The sequence below is a fragment of the Brevundimonas sp. T2-11 genome, from assembly GCF_055397675.1.
In genome coordinates this window covers 823473-838263 of sequence record NZ_AP027920.1, presented here as the reverse complement: position 1 = coordinate 838263, position 14791 = coordinate 823473, and the positions used below count along the sequence as shown (strand labels likewise).

Sequence of the window (14791 nt, the reverse complement as noted above, 5' to 3'; positions counted from 1 at the left end):
CGCCCTACCCGTCCAGTTCTGCGCGCGCCTGCTCGGCCAGATCGAAGAAGCGGCGGCGGACCTCGGCGGCGTAGGGGTTGTCGTGTTCGATGGCGCGGAACACCGCCGCGCTGTCGTGGCGGACCATATCGACGCCCTGCATGACGCGCTCGAAGCTGGTCGTGGTCATGCGCGTCGGCAGGGGCTCCATAGCCAGCAGAACCTTGGCGATCAGATGGGTCAGGCCCTGGACCGTCGCCGCCTCGCGGTCGTGATCCTCGGGCGTGACGACGAAGACCTTGAGCGCCAGCGCCTTGCGGCAGAAGGCGGCGACGCGCCACGCCGCCTTGCCGCCCCGCACCGGGCAGACGGCGATGCGCAGACCGGCGATGCCGTCCTTGCCGCTCTGAGGACCGAACAGGGGGTGGGCGCCGACGATCTCAACGCCCTCCGGCAGACCCTCCAGCATGACCTGCGCCGGCTTCACCTTCACTGATCCGACGTCGAGGATCAGGGCGCCGGGCGTCACGTGCGGCGCGATGGCCGCCACCGTCTCGGCCAGAACCCCGACCGGCACGGCCAGCACCACCACGGGACAGGCTGCGGCTTCTTCCAGCGTCGTCAGCCGCGCCACCCCCTCGCCATCCGTCGCCGCCGGGTCATGGGCGAGAATGTCGAACCAGCGCGACAGATGCCTGGCCGTCAGCCGCCCGAAGGCGCCGAAGCCGATCAGGCCGAGTTGGGGTTTGGGGCTGCTCACCCGGCCAGCGTCTCCTGGAACCGGACCGGCTGGCCGTGCGCCGTACCGATCAGTTCGCCGTCCTTCATCACTACCCGGCCGCGCACGATGGTGGCCACCGGCCAGCCCGTCGTCTCGAAGCCGTCGAAGGGGGTCCAGCCGCAGCGCGTCGCCTGCTGATCGTGGGTGATGGTCTTCTTGGCCTTCAGATCGACGATGGTCAGGTCGGCGTCATAGCTGACCGCCATCCGCCCCTTGTTCGCCGTGCCGAACACCCGCTGCGCCCCGCCCGAGGTCAGGTCGATGAAGCGTTCCAGCGACAGCCGCCCGTTCGCCACATGGGTCAGCATCAGCGGCACCAGGGTCTGCACCCCCGGCATGCCCGACGGCGAGGCCGGATAGGGCTTGGACTTTTCTTCCTTGGTGTGCGGCGCGTGGTCCGAGCCCAGGACGTCGGCCACCCCCTGCTGCATCCCCCACAGCCACAGAGCGTCGACGTGCTCCTGCGAGCGGATCGGCGGATTCATCTGGGCGTAGGCGCCGAGGCGCTGATAGGCTTCCGGCGCGACCAGCGTCAGGTGCTGGGGCGTGATCTCGACCGTGGCGACGTCCTTGTGGAAGCGCAGGAACTCCATCTCGTCCCTGGTCGTGACGTGCAGGACGTGGATACGGGCGCCGGTCTCCTTCGCCAGCCCGACCAGACGGCGGGTGGACATGATGGCGCTCTCGGCGTCGCGGACCTCGGGATGGCTCGTCCAGTCGCCGGTGCGGGCCAGACTGCGGCGCTCGACCAGTCGGTATTCGTCCTCGGAGTGGAAGGTGGCGCGGCGGCGCACGTTGGACAGGACCTTGCGCACCCCCTCGTCGTCGGCGATCAGCAGGTCGCCGGTCGAGGCGCCCATGAAGACCTTGACCCCACAGCAGCCCGGCAAGCGCTCCAGATCAGCCAGATGCTCGGCGTTCTCGTGCGTGCCGCCCACATAGAAGGCGTGGTCGGTCCACATCCGGTTGTTGGCCCGCACCAGCTTGTCGGCCATGGTGTCGGGATCGGTGGTGTTGGGATTGGTGTTCGGCATCTCGAACACGGCGACGACGCCGCCCAGAGCCGCCGCGCGGCTGCCGGTCTCGAGGTCTTCCTTCCACTCCAGACCCGGCTCACGGAAGTGGACCTGGGTGTCGATGACGCCGGGCAGGACCGTCAGGCCCGTGGCGTCGAACACCTCACCCGCCGAGGCTTGCGACAGGTCGCCGATGAAGGCGATCCGGCCATCGATGACGCCGACGTCCGCCTTGCCGCGTCCGGCGTGGTTGGCGACTTCGCCGCCCCGCACGATCAGGTCATAGGTCTGGGTCATGGGCGCATCTCCTGAGGTCGAGCGCTTATGCGCGCCTGAGGCCTCAGGGGGAACCCCCGACGGCTCAGTCGGCCAGTTGCGCCAGCAGCTTCTTCGACGCCTTCAGCACCCGCTCATAGGGCAGGTCCATCATGTGCTGGATGTGCTGGTTCAGGCGTGGATCCAGGTCGACGAACTCCTGCAGGCTGCGCGGACCGCGCACCGCCACCCCGGTCCAGGGGCGACGCAGGGTCTCGTCCGAGGGGCCGAACACGCCCACCGCCGGCACGCCCGCCGCCACCGCCAGCTGGGTCCACAGCGAGTCCCCGCCGATATAGAAGTCGGCTCGCGACAGGGCCGCGACCGTCTGCAGCCGCGTCAGCCGCCCCTGCAGTTCGATCACCCGCTCGCGCTTGACGGCGAAACGGATCGAGTGAGCCGCGTCGCGATCGGCCTCCTCGCCGACGATCATCAGCCGCCCGCCGGCCAGAGGCCCGTCTTCGCCCAACAGCGACAGGGCCACCTTGGCGTAACGGTCGGCGGGCCAGCGCTTGCCGATCCAGTCCACACCGGGACCAATCGCCAGGATCGGACCTTCGCCCGGAGGGATCAGGGCGTCGGCGGCTTCCTGCGTATCGCGCCCGACGAACAGCTTCGGCGCCGGAATCTCGTCCAGTTGCAGCACCCGCGCCGCCTGTTCGACCAGATGGACGTCGGGCAGGATCTTGCCCTTCACCGCCCGCTTCTGACGCCGCAGCTTGCCCGACAGGGTCGAGCCGCGCATGTCGACCACCAGCCCCCAGTTGGTCTCACGCACCTGGTTCCACAGGGCGATCCAGTCCCAGCGACCGTCGCGGTCCAGAACGATCAGCCGCTCCAGCCTTGGAGTGTCCGCGAACAGTGGGGCGCTGGCCGGCGATCCGACGACGGTGAAGGTGGCCTGCGGGATGGCCTCGACCAGATGGGCGAGCGTCCCCGACGAGAGGACCGCGTCTTCTGCGTCCGCCTCGGCGATATAGAGGATCGGAAACCGCCCATGCATGGCGGCGAGCCTAGAGGGATTCTCCACGGAATTCAGCGGTGATGACCGAGCCCCGCGCTTTCCCGCTCACCTTGCGCTAAACGCCGCCCATGTCCCTGCCCCTCCTCCCCGATCGGACCTGCGGCGGCTGCGTCGAGTGCTGCCGCGTGATCCCGCTGAACCTGCCCGAGCTGGCCAAGCCGACGGGCGAGCTGTGCGGCTATTGCGTCGACGGGGCGGGCTGTTCTGTGCATGAGATCAGGCCCCAGACCTGCCGCGTCTGGTTCTGCCTGTGGCGGGCGGTCGAGCTGTCCGACGACTGGCGGCCCGACCACAGCGGCGTCATCATCCGTCCCGACGGCGTCGAACGGGGCGAGATCACCCTCTATGTCGTGCGCCGCTCGGACTTCCTGGCGGGCCTGGACTTCTTCGCCACAGTCGCCGGCTGGATCGCCGAGGGGGTCGAGGTGGCGCTCAGCGTCCCCGGCCCGGTCGGGACCTATCCGGCCCGCGCCGTCGTCACCGACTGGCTGCGCCCCGCCATCGAGGACGGCGATCTCGAGGACTTCCTCGCCCGCGTCCTCGCCTCGCTGGACCGACTGGCCGAGCATGACTTCCAGCCCGACGGGGTCACGGCAAGGTATGCGGTGGTATAGGGCCCCGCCCCTCCCTATCTTGGCCGCATGTCCATCGCCCGCCTCGACAGCCGCGCCCTGATCCGCGTCACCGGCCCTGACGCCCGCCCCTTCCTGCACAACCTGCTGACGCAGGACGTGGAGACCCTGGAACCCGGGGGCCTGCGCTTCAGCGCCCTTCTGTCCCCGCCCGGCCGGCTGCTGTTCGACCTCTTCTTGTGGGGCGAGGAGAACGGCGTGGTGCTGGATGTCGCCGCCGATCGCCGCGACGCCCTGGTCCAGCGTTTGTCGATGTACAAGCTGCGCTCCAGCGTCGAGGTCATGCCCATCCCCGACGCCGTCTTCGTCGCCTGGAACGAGACGCCCCAAGGCTTCGTCCCCGATCCCCGCCTGCCCGAACTCGGCGGTCGCCGTTGGGGCGACCAGTGCGAGACCGATGCGACCGAGGCCGACTGGCAGGCGCACCGTCTGGCCCTCGGCGTGCCGGACCCGACGGCGGACACCCTCACCGACAAGACCTATCCCATCGAGGCGGACTTCGACCTGTTGAACGGCATCGACTTCCACAAGGGCTGCTTCATCGGTCAGGAGACCACCTCGCGCATGAAGCGGCGCGGCACGATCAAGAACCGCATGATGGCCATCGCCTTCGACGGCCCCGCCCCCGAACGCGGCGCCGAGGTGCTGAATGGCGAACTTCGCGCCGGCGAGGTCATGACCGGGGCCGACGGCCGCGCCATCGCCCTGATGCGTCTGGACCGACTGGAGGGCGATCTGAGCGTCGACGGCCGCCCCGTGCGCGCCGAAAAGCCCCGCTGGATCCCTGATTTTCAAGGCTAATTTCAGAAAGACGGAAAATCTGCTTATCATGATGTAAAAGTCGCTTGACGCAGAACGCGGCGTTGGTAAAGTTCACTTGTCACAACGACAGGGGAGCTTGTCATGAACACCGCAACCAAGACCGCCGCCGCCAACAAGAAGAAGATGGACGACCTGACCGTGGGCCTGTGCGCTCTGGTGGTGGTCTCCTCCGGCCTGACCGTCGCCACGCCCTTCTGGCCCGCCCAACTGGGCAGCGCCCCGCAACTGGGCGTGGTCCTGCTGGCCGCCGCCGTCGCCGTCTTCTCCGCCATCCACAGCCTCTACTGGTGGCGCGCTCTCGATGAAGCCGCCCAGGAAGCCCACAAGTGGGCCTGGTGGTGGGGCGGCAACCTGGGTCTGGAGTCGTCGGCGGCGCCGGCGTCGTGGCCGCCACGCTGATGGACGTGAACCTGCTGCCGGCCTTCGTGCAGCGCTCGGACGCGGCCCTGGTCGCCGCAGGCGTCCTCGGCGTCTTCGCCGCCCAGGCCGTCGGCTACGGCGTCGCCTGGTGCGGCTGGTGGATGGCGCGCCGATGACCAGCGAGTTCGTCAACCGCCTCAAGGTCTTCCGCGCCGAGCGCAACTGGACCCAGGCCGATCTCGCCGAACAACTCGGCGTCTCCCGTCAAACCGTCCAGGCGCTGGAAAAGGGCCGCTACGACCCCTCCCTGCCTCTGGCCTTCCGCATCTCGCGCCTCTTCGGCCGACCGATCGAAGCCATCTTCGTTCAGTGATTTCGGCGAGCCTCGCGCCCGCCAACCCTCAAAAACACACCGACATTCAAAGGACTAAATAATGACCTGCGCCAACCGCATGGGCCAAGCGGCCGAACACGTCTCCAACCTCGCCCTGGGCGTCTGCGGCGCCCTGCTGATCTGCATCGCCGTCATGCTGATCCCCAGCCCCGGCCAGGCCGCCGCCTGGTTCGACGCCCCCGCCGCCCCCGCCGCCTCCATCGCCGCCCGCTAGGCCCCTCAGCTCATTTTCAGGATCAGACCCATGTTCAACCTCTACTCCGTCATCGTCGACCGCTTCTCGGGCTTCGCCCTGGGCGTCTGCGGCGCCTTCCTGATCGCCACGGCCATCGAGGCCGTCCCCACCTTCGGCCATAGCCAGCCCGCCGCTGTCATCGCCTCCGCCTCGACCACGCACTGATCTTCCGGCCCGCCGGGCCGACGCCTTCGCCGACCTGATCGGCGCCCTTTCCCACACCCCGACAATCCAAGGACGATCCAATGACCCTCGCCAACCGCATGGGCCGTACGGCCAACCATGTCTCGCCCCTGGCCCTCGGCGCCTGCGCCGCACTGGCCGCCAGCGCTGTGCTCGCCGCCTTCCCCGGCGCCGCACACGCCCAGCAGACCGCCCCGGCAGCCGCCATCGCCGCCCCCGCCATCCCCCGCGCCGAGGGCGCCGGTCCGCCGCTGTGGGTGGTCAGGGACGCGGACTCGACCGTCTATCTGTTCGGCACCATCCACTATTTGCGCCCCGGCACGGCCTGGGGTTCCGACAAGGTGGACGCCGCCTTCGCCAGCGCCGACCAGTTCTGGGTCGAGGTGGCCGATCAGGACGACCCGAGCGTCGCCGCCCGGGTGGCCCAGCAGCACGGCGTCACCCCCGACCGCCCCCTGTCGTCGATCCTGTCGGCCGAGGACTTCGCCGCCTTCGACAAGGCCGCCCAGGGCGTCGGCGCCAGCGGCGCGGCCATGGACGCCTACCGCCCCTGGCTGGCCGCCTTCATGGTCGCCGGAACCACGCCGCTCCAGGCCGGTTATCGCCCCGACGCCGGTGTCGACAAGACCCTGATGGACCGGGCCCGCGCCGAGGGTAAGACCATCCGCGGCTTCGAGACCGCCGACATCCAGCTGCGCCTGATCGCGGGGATGAGCGAGGAGGCCCAGATCGCCTATCTGAACAACTATGTCCGTCACGGCGACCAGATCGTGCCCAAGCTGGATCAGACCGTCGCCGCCTGGCTCAAGGGTGACGCCGCCGAGGTCGGCCGCCTGAACCGCCTCGACACCCGCGACATCCATCCGGACGTCCACCGCGCCGCCCTGATCGTGCGCAACGCCGACTGGACCGACCAGATCGAGACGATGATGAAGGGTTCGGGAACCGCCTTCGTCGCCATCGGCGCCGCCCACCTGGCCGATCAGGACAGCGTCATCGACATGCTGAAGGCGAAGGGCTTCACGGTCGAGCGGCTGTAGGCTTCGGCTTCATCATAAAGCCCTCCCCCTTGATGGGGGAGGGTTGGGTGGGGGTGACGGCGGGGGCGTTTTCACCGCAATCTTTACCCCTTGCGCCCCCAGAACATTCCAGCAACATCGCTCCATGACCGAATCCGAAAAGGCTGAAGGCCGCTGCGGCTGGTGCGGGACCACCGACCCGCTCTACATCGCCTATCACGACACCGAGTGGGGCGTGCCCGAGTATGATCCCCGCGCCCTGTGGGAAAAGCTGGTGCTGGACGGGTTTCAGGCCGGGCTGGCCTGGATCACCATCCTGAGAAAGCGCGAGGGCATGCGCGAGGCCTTCCACGGCTTCGATCCCGAGATCATCGCCCGCTATGACGACGCCGACCGCGCCCGGTTGCTGGCCGACCCGCGCATCATCCGCTCACGCGCCAAGATCGAGGCCGCCATCACCGGCGCCCGGATCTGGCTGGAGATGAGGGACAACGGAGAGGACTTCTCGGCCTGGCTCTGGTCCTTCGTCGGCGGACAGCCTCTGGTGAACCAGTGGAGCCACTTCCGCGAGGCCCCGACCCAGACCGCCGAAAGCGTCGCCATGGCCAAAGCCCTGAAGGCCCGCGGTTTCAAATTCTGCGGCCCGGTGATCACCTACGCCTTCATGCAGGCGGTCGGCATGGTCAACGACCACCAGACGACGTGTTTCCGGCATGGGGAAGTGGGCGAGGCGGGCGTCGTCGCCAAGGCCTGATTTGGACTCCGCCGCCCCTAGACGGGTTCATCTGCAATGTGCAGTGCTAACGGTACAGCTTGTGGGGGAAGCTATGACAATCGGTCTGTCCAAACCTCGTCGCCCGTCATTCGCTGCCGTCCTCCTATCCAGTTACGCATTGGCAGTTGCGGCCACGATCCTGATTTCAATTACGTGGATCGAAGGGTTCCCATGGGCAGGCGGCGCGGCCTTGGTCGCTTGGTTGGCATTGGTCTGCTGGGCATATTCCAAGTTTGGAGCGCGCGCAGCCTGGGCCTTCCTCGGACTTCTCGTCGTAAATCCTGTGGCGGTGTTCTTTGTCGGATTGACCTATGCCTGTGCCGCCAAATCGGCCTGCCTGTAAGATGCAGAGGCAACCCTCGCCCACCTCCTTGGAGGGAATAGGTTCGCCGAGCTGCGACCGGACGACCACCTTCCGCCCCGCGCCCGTTCGTGGCACTGACGCGCGATGAAGCCGCCCAAAGCCGCCGCCAGGATCGACCGCCCCTTCCCCACCCTGATGCTGGAGCTTGAGGCGCGCGCGGCGTGGAACGGTCATGTCTGCGGCGTGGACGAGGCCGGGCGTGGGCCCTGGGCCGGGCCTGTGTCGGCGGCGGCGGTGATCCTCAATCCCGACGACCTGCCGCCCGGCATCGACGACTCCAAGGCCCTGACGGAAAAGCGCCGCGCCGCCCTGGAGCCAGAGATCAAGGCCCGCGCCCTGGCCTGGGGCGTCGGCTTCGCCTCGGTCGAGGAGATCGACGAACTGAACATCCTGCACGCCACGGGCCTGGCCATGCGCCGCGCGGTCGAGGCCCTGGCCCATCCCCCGGTTCACGCCCTGGTGGACGGCAACTATCGCTTCAAACTGCCCTGCGCCGTGACGCCCGTGGTCAAGGGCGACAGCCGCTCCCTGTCCATCGCAGCCGCCTCCATCCTGGCCAAGACCGCGCGCGATCGGCTGATGATCGAGATGGATACGGTCTATCCCGGCTACGGCTTCGCCAGTCACAAGGGCTACAACGCCCCGATCCACCAGCAGGCCCTCAACACCCTCGGCCCCTGCCCGGCCCACCGCCGCAGCTGGGCGCCGATCAAGGCCCTTCTGGACGCGGCCTAGCCGCCGGTCGCGCCCGCGACCAGCAGCCCCAGGATCACGACCACCGCCGCGACCAGCACGATAAACAACCAGTTCGGCAATCCGCCAGGCGACCGACGGCGCGGCTCGGAAGACTTGTCAGGCGTACGATCGGTCGAGGCACTCATGCCGCCTGTAACCGCATCCCCGCGTCTTGGTTCCGCCTCAGGCGGCGACCGGCAGGCTCAGTGGCTTTTCGGTCACGACGAACAGATGCTCGACATTGCGCAGCCGCCCGACGGCCCCGACCTTCTCGCCCTTCAGGTTGTGGATGCCGATGCGGGCGCCGACGTAGCGGGGGCGCGGGATCTCGACCACCTGGACATGGCCGCGCGCTGACAGCATGGCCGTCAGGTCGTCACGGCTCAGATAGCCCTCGTCGTTGAAGCTGACGATCAGGTTGGGCGCCTTCAGCCGCTCGACCACGGACTGCAGGGCCGGACCGATGCCGGGGCGGCTGTTGAACGGGCTCTTGCGGGTCTTCACGTCCACCCGCTTGTTGGCCACGCCATAGGTCTCGGGCTTGTCCCACAGCACCAGGCTCTCCCAGCAGTGGTAGTTGGCCAGATAGGAGTGCTGGTTATAGGGCGGGTCCAGATAGACCAGATCGGCCTCGACCTGATCGGCGATCTCGACCGCGTCGCCCTGGGTGGCCCTGCACGGCCCGGCGGCCACGCCCGGCAACAGGTCCGGCAGCCGCAGCTCCAGCGGCTTCAGCGCCCGCGGCGCCCAGCGCTTCATATAGGCCATCTGCAGGCCGGCGGTGGAGTCCACCCTGTCCGCCGCCTCCATCAGGGCGACCAGAACCACGGCCTTCAGTTCCGGCTCCAGCCCCATGGCCTCGATGCGGGTGCGCATGGCGTCGATGCGGGCGCCGTTGTCGGGATGGAAGAAGCGGGCGTCCTCGCAGAAGGCCTTGGTGAACCAGCCGGCCTCGGGCGTCAGCGTTCGCAGCTCGGCCAGAACGACCTCGGCCCTGTCCGCCCAGCGTTCGCGGTCCGCCTGGACATAGGCCGTGGCGAGGGTGTGGGCGTAGGCGTTGTGATCATTGGACCAGACGCGAAACCCCTGCCCCTTCAGGGCGTGGCCGACGCGGGCCGAGCCGGAAAACAGGTCGCAGACCGTCCCGCCGTCCGGCAGGGCGGCGCGCACCGCACCCGTGACATGGCCCAGAAGCGCGCGCTTTGAGCCGATGTACTTGATCATTCCGTCCCGTCAGGTCTTCCGGGCGCGCTTCGCCCCTTGCGGAACATGGGCCGGAGCATGGGCCAGACGCAACAGATTCGCGGCGCCCGGCGCGCCGAAAGGCGTTCCCGCCAGGATCAGGATGCGCTGGCCAGCCTCGGCCAGGCCATAGGTCATGGCGCTTGCAACCGCGTCGTCGGTCAAGCCTTCCAGCGAGGTCGGCTGGTCGCCCAGACGCGGCTCCAGCCCCCAGACCAGGGCCAGACGGCGCGCCGTCTCGGGCTTGGGCGTCAGGGCCAGCACGGGCTGCAAGGGGCGCTCGCGCGACATGCGCCGCGCCGTGCCGCCGAGCGTCGTGAACACCACCATGCAGGCGGTCGAGGCGGCCTCGGCGGCTTTCCTCGCCGCCGCCACCAGGGCGTCGACGTCGTGGATGTCCATGCCCGCGTGCTCGGCGTCCATCAGGCCCGGCCACAGGGGGTCGCGCTCCACCCGCTCCATGATGCGGTTCATGATCTGCACGGCTTCCAGCGGATAGTCGCCCGAGGCCGTCTCGGCCGACAGCATCAGGGCGTCGGCGCCTTCATAGACGGCGTTGGCCACGTCAGACGCCTCGGCCCGCGTCGGGGCGGGCGCGCTGGTCATCGACTCCAGCATCTGCGTCGCCACGATGGCCGGCACGCCGCGCTGGCGGGCGGCGCGCAGGATCTTCTTCTGCGCCACCGGCACTTCTTCGGGGTCCATCTCGACGCCGAGGTCGCCGCGCGCGACCATGACGCCGTCGCAGTAGTCGAGGATGCTCTCCAGGTCGTTCAGGGCCTGGGGCTTCTCGATCTTGGCCAGACAGGCCGCCTGGCCGTTCACGATGCGCTTCAACTCGGCCATGTCCTCGGCCTTCTGCACGAAGCTGAGGGCCACCCAGTCGACGCCGAGGCGAAGCGCGAAGGCCAGGTCCTCGCGGTCCTTGGGCGTCAGGGCGGACACAGGGATGACGGCTTCCGGCACAGCCACGCCCTTGCGGTCCGACAGCTTGGAGCCGCTCTCGACCGTCACCTCGGCCCATTCGTCGGTGCGCTCGCCGACCCGCAGGCGGATGCGCCCGTCGTCGATCAGCAGCAGCATGCCGGTGCGCAGGGCCTTGAAGATTTCGGGGTGCGGCATCTGCACCCGCGTCTCGTCGCCCAGTTCCGGGTTCAGATCGAAGCGCATCCTGTGGCCGGGCTTGATGGCGATCTCGACGTCGGCGAAGCGGCCCAGCCGCAGCTTGGGTCCTTGCAGGTCGGCCAGCACGCCCAGCGGGCGCTTCAGCGCCATCTCGGCGCCGCGCACGGCCTTCAGGGCGGCGGCGTGATCCTCATGCGAGCCGTGGCTGAAGTTCAGACGGAAGACGTCCACTCCCGCCTGGGCCAGCGCCTTGACGGTCGCGGGCGCTCGGCTCGCGGGTCCAAGGGTCGCGACGATGCGCGCGCGGCGGGCTCTGTTCATAATGTTTCCTCAAGGCGGCTCTGACGGCCATGGCCTCCCCTCAGAGGCCTTCAAATCCTTTTGCCAATGAAACGCCGGGGACGTAAGGCCGCCACCCGGCGCGGAAACATGAGTTTATGAGCCCTGAAACACGACTTTACGGCTTTTGCGCCTCGCAACGCCCCGTGGCGAACTGCGGCAGGTCCATGCAGCGGCCGTCCACCTCGTCCGTCGGCTTGACCCCGATCAGGTGGGCTAGGGTCGGCGCAATGTCGATGGTGCGCATCGGCAGGAAGCGCTCCTGACCGCTCGCGCCCGGCCACCAGAAGATGATCGGCACGCGACGGTCATAGTCCCAGGGCGAGCCGTGGCTGGAAATGGCGCCGCCGACCCGGCCCGATCCCGTCAGGCCGGGCTGATAGGCCCGCATGATATCGGGCGAACGACCGGCCACCGCCGACAGACGCAGACGTTCACGCACGCTCAGTTCCTCGGGATTGTCCGAGGCCGGCGCCGGCTCGGCCAGCAGTTCATCGCGCGACACGGCCAGGGCCACCTGCGGCTCCTGGTTCAGCAGTTCCACAGCGGCGGCCAGAACCTGGCTGCGCAGCGGTTCGGCCAGAGACTTCTTGTCGGCATCGACCACGATCAGCCCGCCCGCCGAAGAAACCAGAGGATTGGCGTCCAGATTGAACCGCGCCTTCAGCGCATCATTGACGCGCGACGTCAGGGCGCGATCCACGCGGCCCGCCGCCGGATAGCCCTCGACCGAGGAACGCTCGGGGAAGTCCGACCCGCCGTGGTCGGCGGTCAGGGTGACGATCACACCGCCGGGGATGGTCGACAGCTTGTCGAGGAAGACGCCCAGGGCCGCGTCGAGGCGCAGCATCTGCTCGCACATCTCCGGCCCCTGGGTCCCATAGCCGTGACCAATGCGGTCCGTGGCTGACAGGCTGACGCCCAGCATGTCGGTGACGCCGCGACGGCCCAGTTGCTGATTGTCCAGCAGCTCGGCGGCGCCCTCCAGCGTCAACTCGTCCAGCACCGGCGAGCCGTCGATGGTGTCGTTCGCCGGCGGCAGGGTCGAGTTGAAGGTCTGTCCGCCGATCTCCCATTGGCCTTCCAGACGGCGGCAGGCGTCGTGGGTATAGGTCCAGGTCGGCATCTGACGCGTGAAGCGGTCGATCATCCGGGCGTTGACGGCCGCGACCGGCGCCAGCCTGGCCTCAGCCGACTGGCCCGGCTCGACATAGGTGGTGAAGCCGAAACCCTCGGTCAGCCAGAAGGCGCCGTCCGCCTTGTGGCCCGCCAGATTGATGGCGCCGCGATCCTTGCCGGAAATGCCGAAGACGCGGCTCTGCGGGCTGACAGCTTTCAGCCAGTCGCCCAGGGTCGAGGCCTTCAGTTGATCGGGGCCGACCGGACCGTTGTCCGTGTTCTTGCCGTGCGCCAGGGTGTTCTGCGGCGCGGCCAGGCAATAGGTCTCCTCGCCCGTCGTGGTGTCGATCCAGTCATTGGCGGGGATGCCGCTGTGCGTCGGATGGACCCCGGTCAGGACGGTCGAATGCCCCGCGCAGGTCACGGTGACGCCGTGGGTCTGATAGCCGTTGATCGAGACCATGCCCTGATCGGCTAGGGTCTTCAACCCGCCGGTGAACTGGCTGCGATACTGGTTGAACAGGTTGGCGCTGAACTGGTCGATCACCAGGGTCACGATCAGGGCCGGGGCCGCACGTTCGGCGCTTGCGGTCGCCACGGCGGGTTGGGCCGCCTGCTGCGCCATGGCCGGAAGGGCCGTGCCCGCCATCAGGGCGAGCGCCAGGGTCGGGGCCAGAACGCGGCTGAGGATCATCTTGAACACCGAAAACGCTGAGGATGCAGGGTGACTACCCCCCCAGCGTAACGGCGCCAAGACAACGGCCCAGATAGCCAGACAGATAGTTGGTGCGAGCGGCGGGGGTCGAACCCGCAAGACCGAAGTCGGCAGATTTTAAGTCTGCTGCGTCTACCAGTTTCGCCACGCTCGCGGCGCCAAGCCTTAAGGCCTGGCCTTAAGGCTTGGCTTGTGTAGCGGCCGATCGCAGGGCGCGGAAGTCCACGTCTGAATCGGCGATCAGACGCACCAGGGCGGCCCAGGCGGCGACGTTCTGGGTCATCTGCACCGGGTCGATCTTGTCCAGGGTGTCGTCAGCCGTGTGGTGCAGGTCGAAGTAGCGCGTCCCGTCCTGCGCCAGGCCGAAGACCGGCACGCCCGCCCCGGCCAGCGGGCCGATGTCCACACCGCCGTGCAGTTCCGGCTCGTTCGACGGCAGGACGCCGATCGGGCGCAGCACGCGCGCGGCGATCCTGGCGAAGTCCGAGCCTTGCGCGCCCGGCGGCAGGCCCAGGGCGTAGATGCGGTCGGCGCCGAAGTCGCTTTCGCCCGCGATGATGTGCTTCTCCACGCCCGCCGCGCCGATGTTGCGCAGATAGGCGCCGCCGCCGTTGCCGGTGTCAGTCGGCTGGGCCACCTCTTCCGAGCCGTACAGGACCACGCGCACGGTGCGGCCCGGTCGGCCCTGCTCGGCGATCAGCTTGGCCGCGGCCAGGGTGATGGCGCCGCCCGCCGCGTCGTCGATGGCGCCCGTGCCCAGATCCCAGCTGTCCATGTGCGAGCCCAGGACGATGATCTCGTCCGGACGCGTCGCGCCGACGATGTCGCCGATCACGTTCTGGCTGCGGGTCTGATAGGTGTGGGCGGTGGATTTCAGACGCAGCCGCACCGGCTCGCCCATCTTGACCAGCCGCGCGATCTGATCGGCGTCAGGCGCACTGAGCGCAAAGGCCGGCAGCGGCACCTTGCCCTCGACATAGCGGGTGGTGCCGGTGTGCGGCATGCGGTGTTCGTCCGAACCGGCCGAGCGCATGACGAAGGCCACGGCGCCGCGCTTGGCCGCCTCGGTCGGGCCCTGCCCGCGAATGCGCGACAGGGGGCCGTAGCCCGAGCCGTCCTGCATCCGCACCATCTGACCGCCGTCCACAACCGCAATCTTGCCGTTCAGCGAACCGACCGGCGCGGCCAGCAGGGCGTCCAGACCGTCGAAGAAGACGATGTCGGCCTCGATGCCGTTCGCGGGCGTGGCGATCGAGTGACCCAGGGCGGCCGCGACCAGTTTCTGCGGACGCGCGCCCAGCAGTTCGGCGCTCTCCTCGCCCCGCTCCCAGCCCACCAGAGGGAATTGTTCGATGCGGACGTTCTGGAAGCCGTGGGCGCGCATGTAGTCGGCGGCCCAGTCGGCGGCGGCCTGTTCCGAGCGCGAGCCCGCCGGGCGGGCGCCGAAGCGGGTCGTGATCTGGGTGACGTAGTCGAGGGCGATATTGCCCTGCAGCGCCGTGTCGCGCACCTGTTCGGCGGCGCGAATGGTCGCGGCGTCCTGGGCCAGAACCGGCGTGGCGATCAGGCCCAGCGCCATCGCGCTGACGGCCATCATACGGGTGTTGAATGACATGA

At 68.6% G+C, this 14791-nt stretch carries 18 protein-coding genes and 1 tRNA gene; 10 read left to right on the top strand and 9 right to left on the bottom strand.

The annotated features are described in order from the left end of the window. Nucleotides 1-4 precede the first annotated feature (4 nt). From ACZ5XO_RS04120 to ACZ5XO_RS04110, 3 genes are all read right to left on the bottom strand, one after another. The gene (locus tag ACZ5XO_RS04120; protein ID WP_464164048.1) at nt 5-739 is read right to left on the bottom strand and encodes a prephenate dehydrogenase/arogenate dehydrogenase family protein; all 735 of its coding nucleotides are present in this window, start codon (nt 737-739) and stop codon (nt 5-7) included. Continuing rightward, entirely contained in the window at nt 736-2073 is a 1338-nt protein-coding gene (locus ACZ5XO_RS04115; protein WP_464164047.1) for a dihydroorotase, read from the bottom strand. The genes ACZ5XO_RS04120 and ACZ5XO_RS04115 overlap by 4 nt, the downstream gene beginning before the upstream one ends. Nucleotides 2074-2137: 64 nt before the next feature. Next, nucleotides 2138-3094: a glycosyltransferase family 9 protein gene (locus tag ACZ5XO_RS04110; RefSeq protein WP_464164046.1), complete on the bottom strand. Its 957-nt coding sequence runs from the start codon at nt 3092-3094 to the stop codon at nt 2138-2140. 89 nt (nt 3095-3183) lie between these two features. Between ACZ5XO_RS04110 and ACZ5XO_RS04105 the strand changes: the two genes are divergently transcribed. The 10 genes from ACZ5XO_RS04105 to ACZ5XO_RS04060 all read left to right on the top strand — a co-directional run bounded on the left by ACZ5XO_RS04105 (nt 3184) and on the right by ACZ5XO_RS04060 (nt 8634). Next, a complete protein-coding gene (locus ACZ5XO_RS04105; RefSeq protein ID WP_464164045.1) occupies nt 3184-3729 on the top strand; it encodes a hypothetical protein in 546 nt (181 codons plus the stop codon). Between the two features lie 27 nt (nt 3730-3756). After that, nucleotides 3757-4548, top strand: coding sequence for a CAF17-like 4Fe-4S cluster assembly/insertion protein YgfZ (ygfZ, locus tag ACZ5XO_RS04100; protein ID WP_464164044.1), 792 nt, complete (start codon nt 3757-3759; stop codon nt 4546-4548). Between the two features lie 102 nt (nt 4549-4650). After that, on the top strand, nt 4651-4968 hold the full coding sequence (locus ACZ5XO_RS04095; protein WP_464164043.1) for a hypothetical protein: 318 nt from the start codon (nt 4651-4653) through the stop codon (nt 4966-4968). After that, on the top strand, nt 4953-5105 hold the full coding sequence (locus tag ACZ5XO_RS04090; protein WP_464164042.1) for a hypothetical protein: 153 nt from the start codon (nt 4953-4955) through the stop codon (nt 5103-5105). The genes ACZ5XO_RS04095 and ACZ5XO_RS04090 overlap by 16 nt, the downstream gene beginning before the upstream one ends. Continuing rightward, the gene (locus ACZ5XO_RS04085; protein WP_292033751.1) at nt 5102-5302 is read left to right on the top strand and encodes a helix-turn-helix transcriptional regulator; all 201 of its coding nucleotides are present in this window, start codon (nt 5102-5104) and stop codon (nt 5300-5302) included. The genes ACZ5XO_RS04090 and ACZ5XO_RS04085 overlap by 4 nt, the downstream gene beginning before the upstream one ends. A 61-nt stretch (nt 5303-5363) precedes the next feature. Beyond that, entirely contained in the window at nt 5364-5537 is a 174-nt protein-coding gene (locus ACZ5XO_RS04080; RefSeq protein WP_464164041.1) for a hypothetical protein, read from the top strand. A gap of 30 nt (nt 5538-5567) precedes the next feature. Continuing rightward, nucleotides 5568-5723: a hypothetical protein gene (locus ACZ5XO_RS04075; RefSeq protein ID WP_464164040.1), complete on the top strand. Its 156-nt coding sequence runs from the start codon at nt 5568-5570 to the stop codon at nt 5721-5723. Nucleotides 5724-5803: 80 nt separating this feature from the next. Next, on the top strand, nt 5804-6781 hold the full coding sequence (locus tag ACZ5XO_RS04070; protein ID WP_464164039.1) for a TraB/GumN family protein: 978 nt from the start codon (nt 5804-5806) through the stop codon (nt 6779-6781). A 124-nt stretch (nt 6782-6905) separates the two neighbouring features. Next, nucleotides 6906-7514, top strand: coding sequence for a DNA-3-methyladenine glycosylase I (locus ACZ5XO_RS04065; protein WP_464164038.1), 609 nt, complete (start codon nt 6906-6908; stop codon nt 7512-7514). Nucleotides 7515-7983: 469 nt separating this feature from the next. Then, nucleotides 7984-8634, top strand: coding sequence for a ribonuclease HII (locus tag ACZ5XO_RS04060; RefSeq protein ID WP_464164037.1), 651 nt, complete (start codon nt 7984-7986; stop codon nt 8632-8634). Here the strand turns inward: ACZ5XO_RS04060 and ACZ5XO_RS04055 are convergent. The 6 genes from ACZ5XO_RS04055 to ACZ5XO_RS04030 form a co-directional block, all read right to left on the bottom strand. Continuing rightward, a complete protein-coding gene (locus ACZ5XO_RS04055) occupies nt 8631-8780 on the bottom strand; it encodes a hypothetical protein (protein WP_464164036.1) in 150 nt (49 codons plus the stop codon). The two genes, ACZ5XO_RS04060 and ACZ5XO_RS04055, sit on opposite strands and share 4 nt — an antisense overlap. 37 nt (nt 8781-8817) lie before the next feature. Next, complete coding sequence (locus ACZ5XO_RS04050; protein ID WP_464164035.1) at nt 8818-9858, bottom strand: DNA adenine methylase; 1041 nt, start codon at nt 9856-9858, stop codon at nt 8818-8820. Between the two features lie 9 nt (nt 9859-9867). Beyond that, nucleotides 9868-11322 carry a pyruvate kinase gene (pyk, locus tag ACZ5XO_RS04045; protein WP_464164034.1) on the bottom strand — a complete coding sequence of 485 codons (1455 nt, stop codon included), beginning with the start codon at nt 11320-11322 and terminating at the stop codon, nt 9868-9870. Between the two features lie 136 nt (nt 11323-11458). Continuing rightward, nucleotides 11459-13153, bottom strand: coding sequence for an alkaline phosphatase family protein (locus tag ACZ5XO_RS04040; protein ID WP_464164033.1), 1695 nt, complete (start codon nt 13151-13153; stop codon nt 11459-11461). Between the two features lie 90 nt (nt 13154-13243). Continuing rightward, nucleotides 13244-13328, bottom strand: a tRNA-Leu gene (locus ACZ5XO_RS04035). A 24-nt stretch (nt 13329-13352) separates the two neighbouring features. Next, the gene (locus tag ACZ5XO_RS04030) at nt 13353-14789 is read right to left on the bottom strand and encodes a M28 family peptidase (RefSeq protein WP_464164032.1); all 1437 of its coding nucleotides are present in this window, start codon (nt 14787-14789) and stop codon (nt 13353-13355) included. Nucleotides 14790-14791: the final 2 nt, after the last annotated feature.

Excerpts from the sequence above, each read along its gene's own strand:
- ACZ5XO_RS04115 (WP_464164047.1), bottom strand. The coding sequence starts at position 2,073 with ATGACCCAGACCTATGACCTGATCGTGCGGGGCGGCGAAGTCGCCAAC.
- ACZ5XO_RS04110 (WP_464164046.1), bottom strand. The coding sequence starts at position 3,094 with ATGCATGGGCGGTTTCCGATCCTCTATATCGCCGAGGCGGACGCAGAA.
- ACZ5XO_RS04105 (WP_464164045.1), top strand. The coding sequence starts at position 3,184 with ATGTCCCTGCCCCTCCTCCCCGATCGGACCTGCGGCGGCTGCGTCGAG.
- ygfZ (WP_464164044.1), top strand. The coding sequence starts at position 3,757 with ATGTCCATCGCCCGCCTCGACAGCCGCGCCCTGATCCGCGTCACCGGC.
- ACZ5XO_RS04095 (WP_464164043.1), top strand. The coding sequence starts at position 4,651 with ATGAACACCGCAACCAAGACCGCCGCCGCCAACAAGAAGAAGATGGAC.
- ACZ5XO_RS04085 (WP_292033751.1), top strand. The coding sequence starts at position 5,102 with ATGACCAGCGAGTTCGTCAACCGCCTCAAGGTCTTCCGCGCCGAGCGC.
- ACZ5XO_RS04080 (WP_464164041.1), top strand. The coding sequence starts at position 5,364 with ATGACCTGCGCCAACCGCATGGGCCAAGCGGCCGAACACGTCTCCAAC.
- ACZ5XO_RS04075 (WP_464164040.1), top strand. The coding sequence starts at position 5,568 with ATGTTCAACCTCTACTCCGTCATCGTCGACCGCTTCTCGGGCTTCGCC.
- ACZ5XO_RS04070 (WP_464164039.1), top strand. The coding sequence starts at position 5,804 with ATGACCCTCGCCAACCGCATGGGCCGTACGGCCAACCATGTCTCGCCC.
- ACZ5XO_RS04065 (WP_464164038.1), top strand. The coding sequence starts at position 6,906 with ATGACCGAATCCGAAAAGGCTGAAGGCCGCTGCGGCTGGTGCGGGACC.
- ACZ5XO_RS04060 (WP_464164037.1), top strand. The coding sequence starts at position 7,984 with ATGAAGCCGCCCAAAGCCGCCGCCAGGATCGACCGCCCCTTCCCCACC.
- ACZ5XO_RS04055 (WP_464164036.1), bottom strand. The coding sequence starts at position 8,780 with ATGAGTGCCTCGACCGATCGTACGCCTGACAAGTCTTCCGAGCCGCGC.
- ACZ5XO_RS04050 (WP_464164035.1), bottom strand. The coding sequence starts at position 9,858 with ATGATCAAGTACATCGGCTCAAAGCGCGCGCTTCTGGGCCATGTCACG.
- pyk (WP_464164034.1), bottom strand. The coding sequence starts at position 11,322 with ATGAACAGAGCCCGCCGCGCGCGCATCGTCGCGACCCTTGGACCCGCG.
- ACZ5XO_RS04040 (WP_464164033.1), bottom strand. The coding sequence starts at position 13,153 with ATGATCCTCAGCCGCGTTCTGGCCCCGACCCTGGCGCTCGCCCTGATG.
- ACZ5XO_RS04030 (WP_464164032.1), bottom strand. The coding sequence starts at position 14,789 with ATGTCATTCAACACCCGTATGATGGCCGTCAGCGCGATGGCGCTGGGC.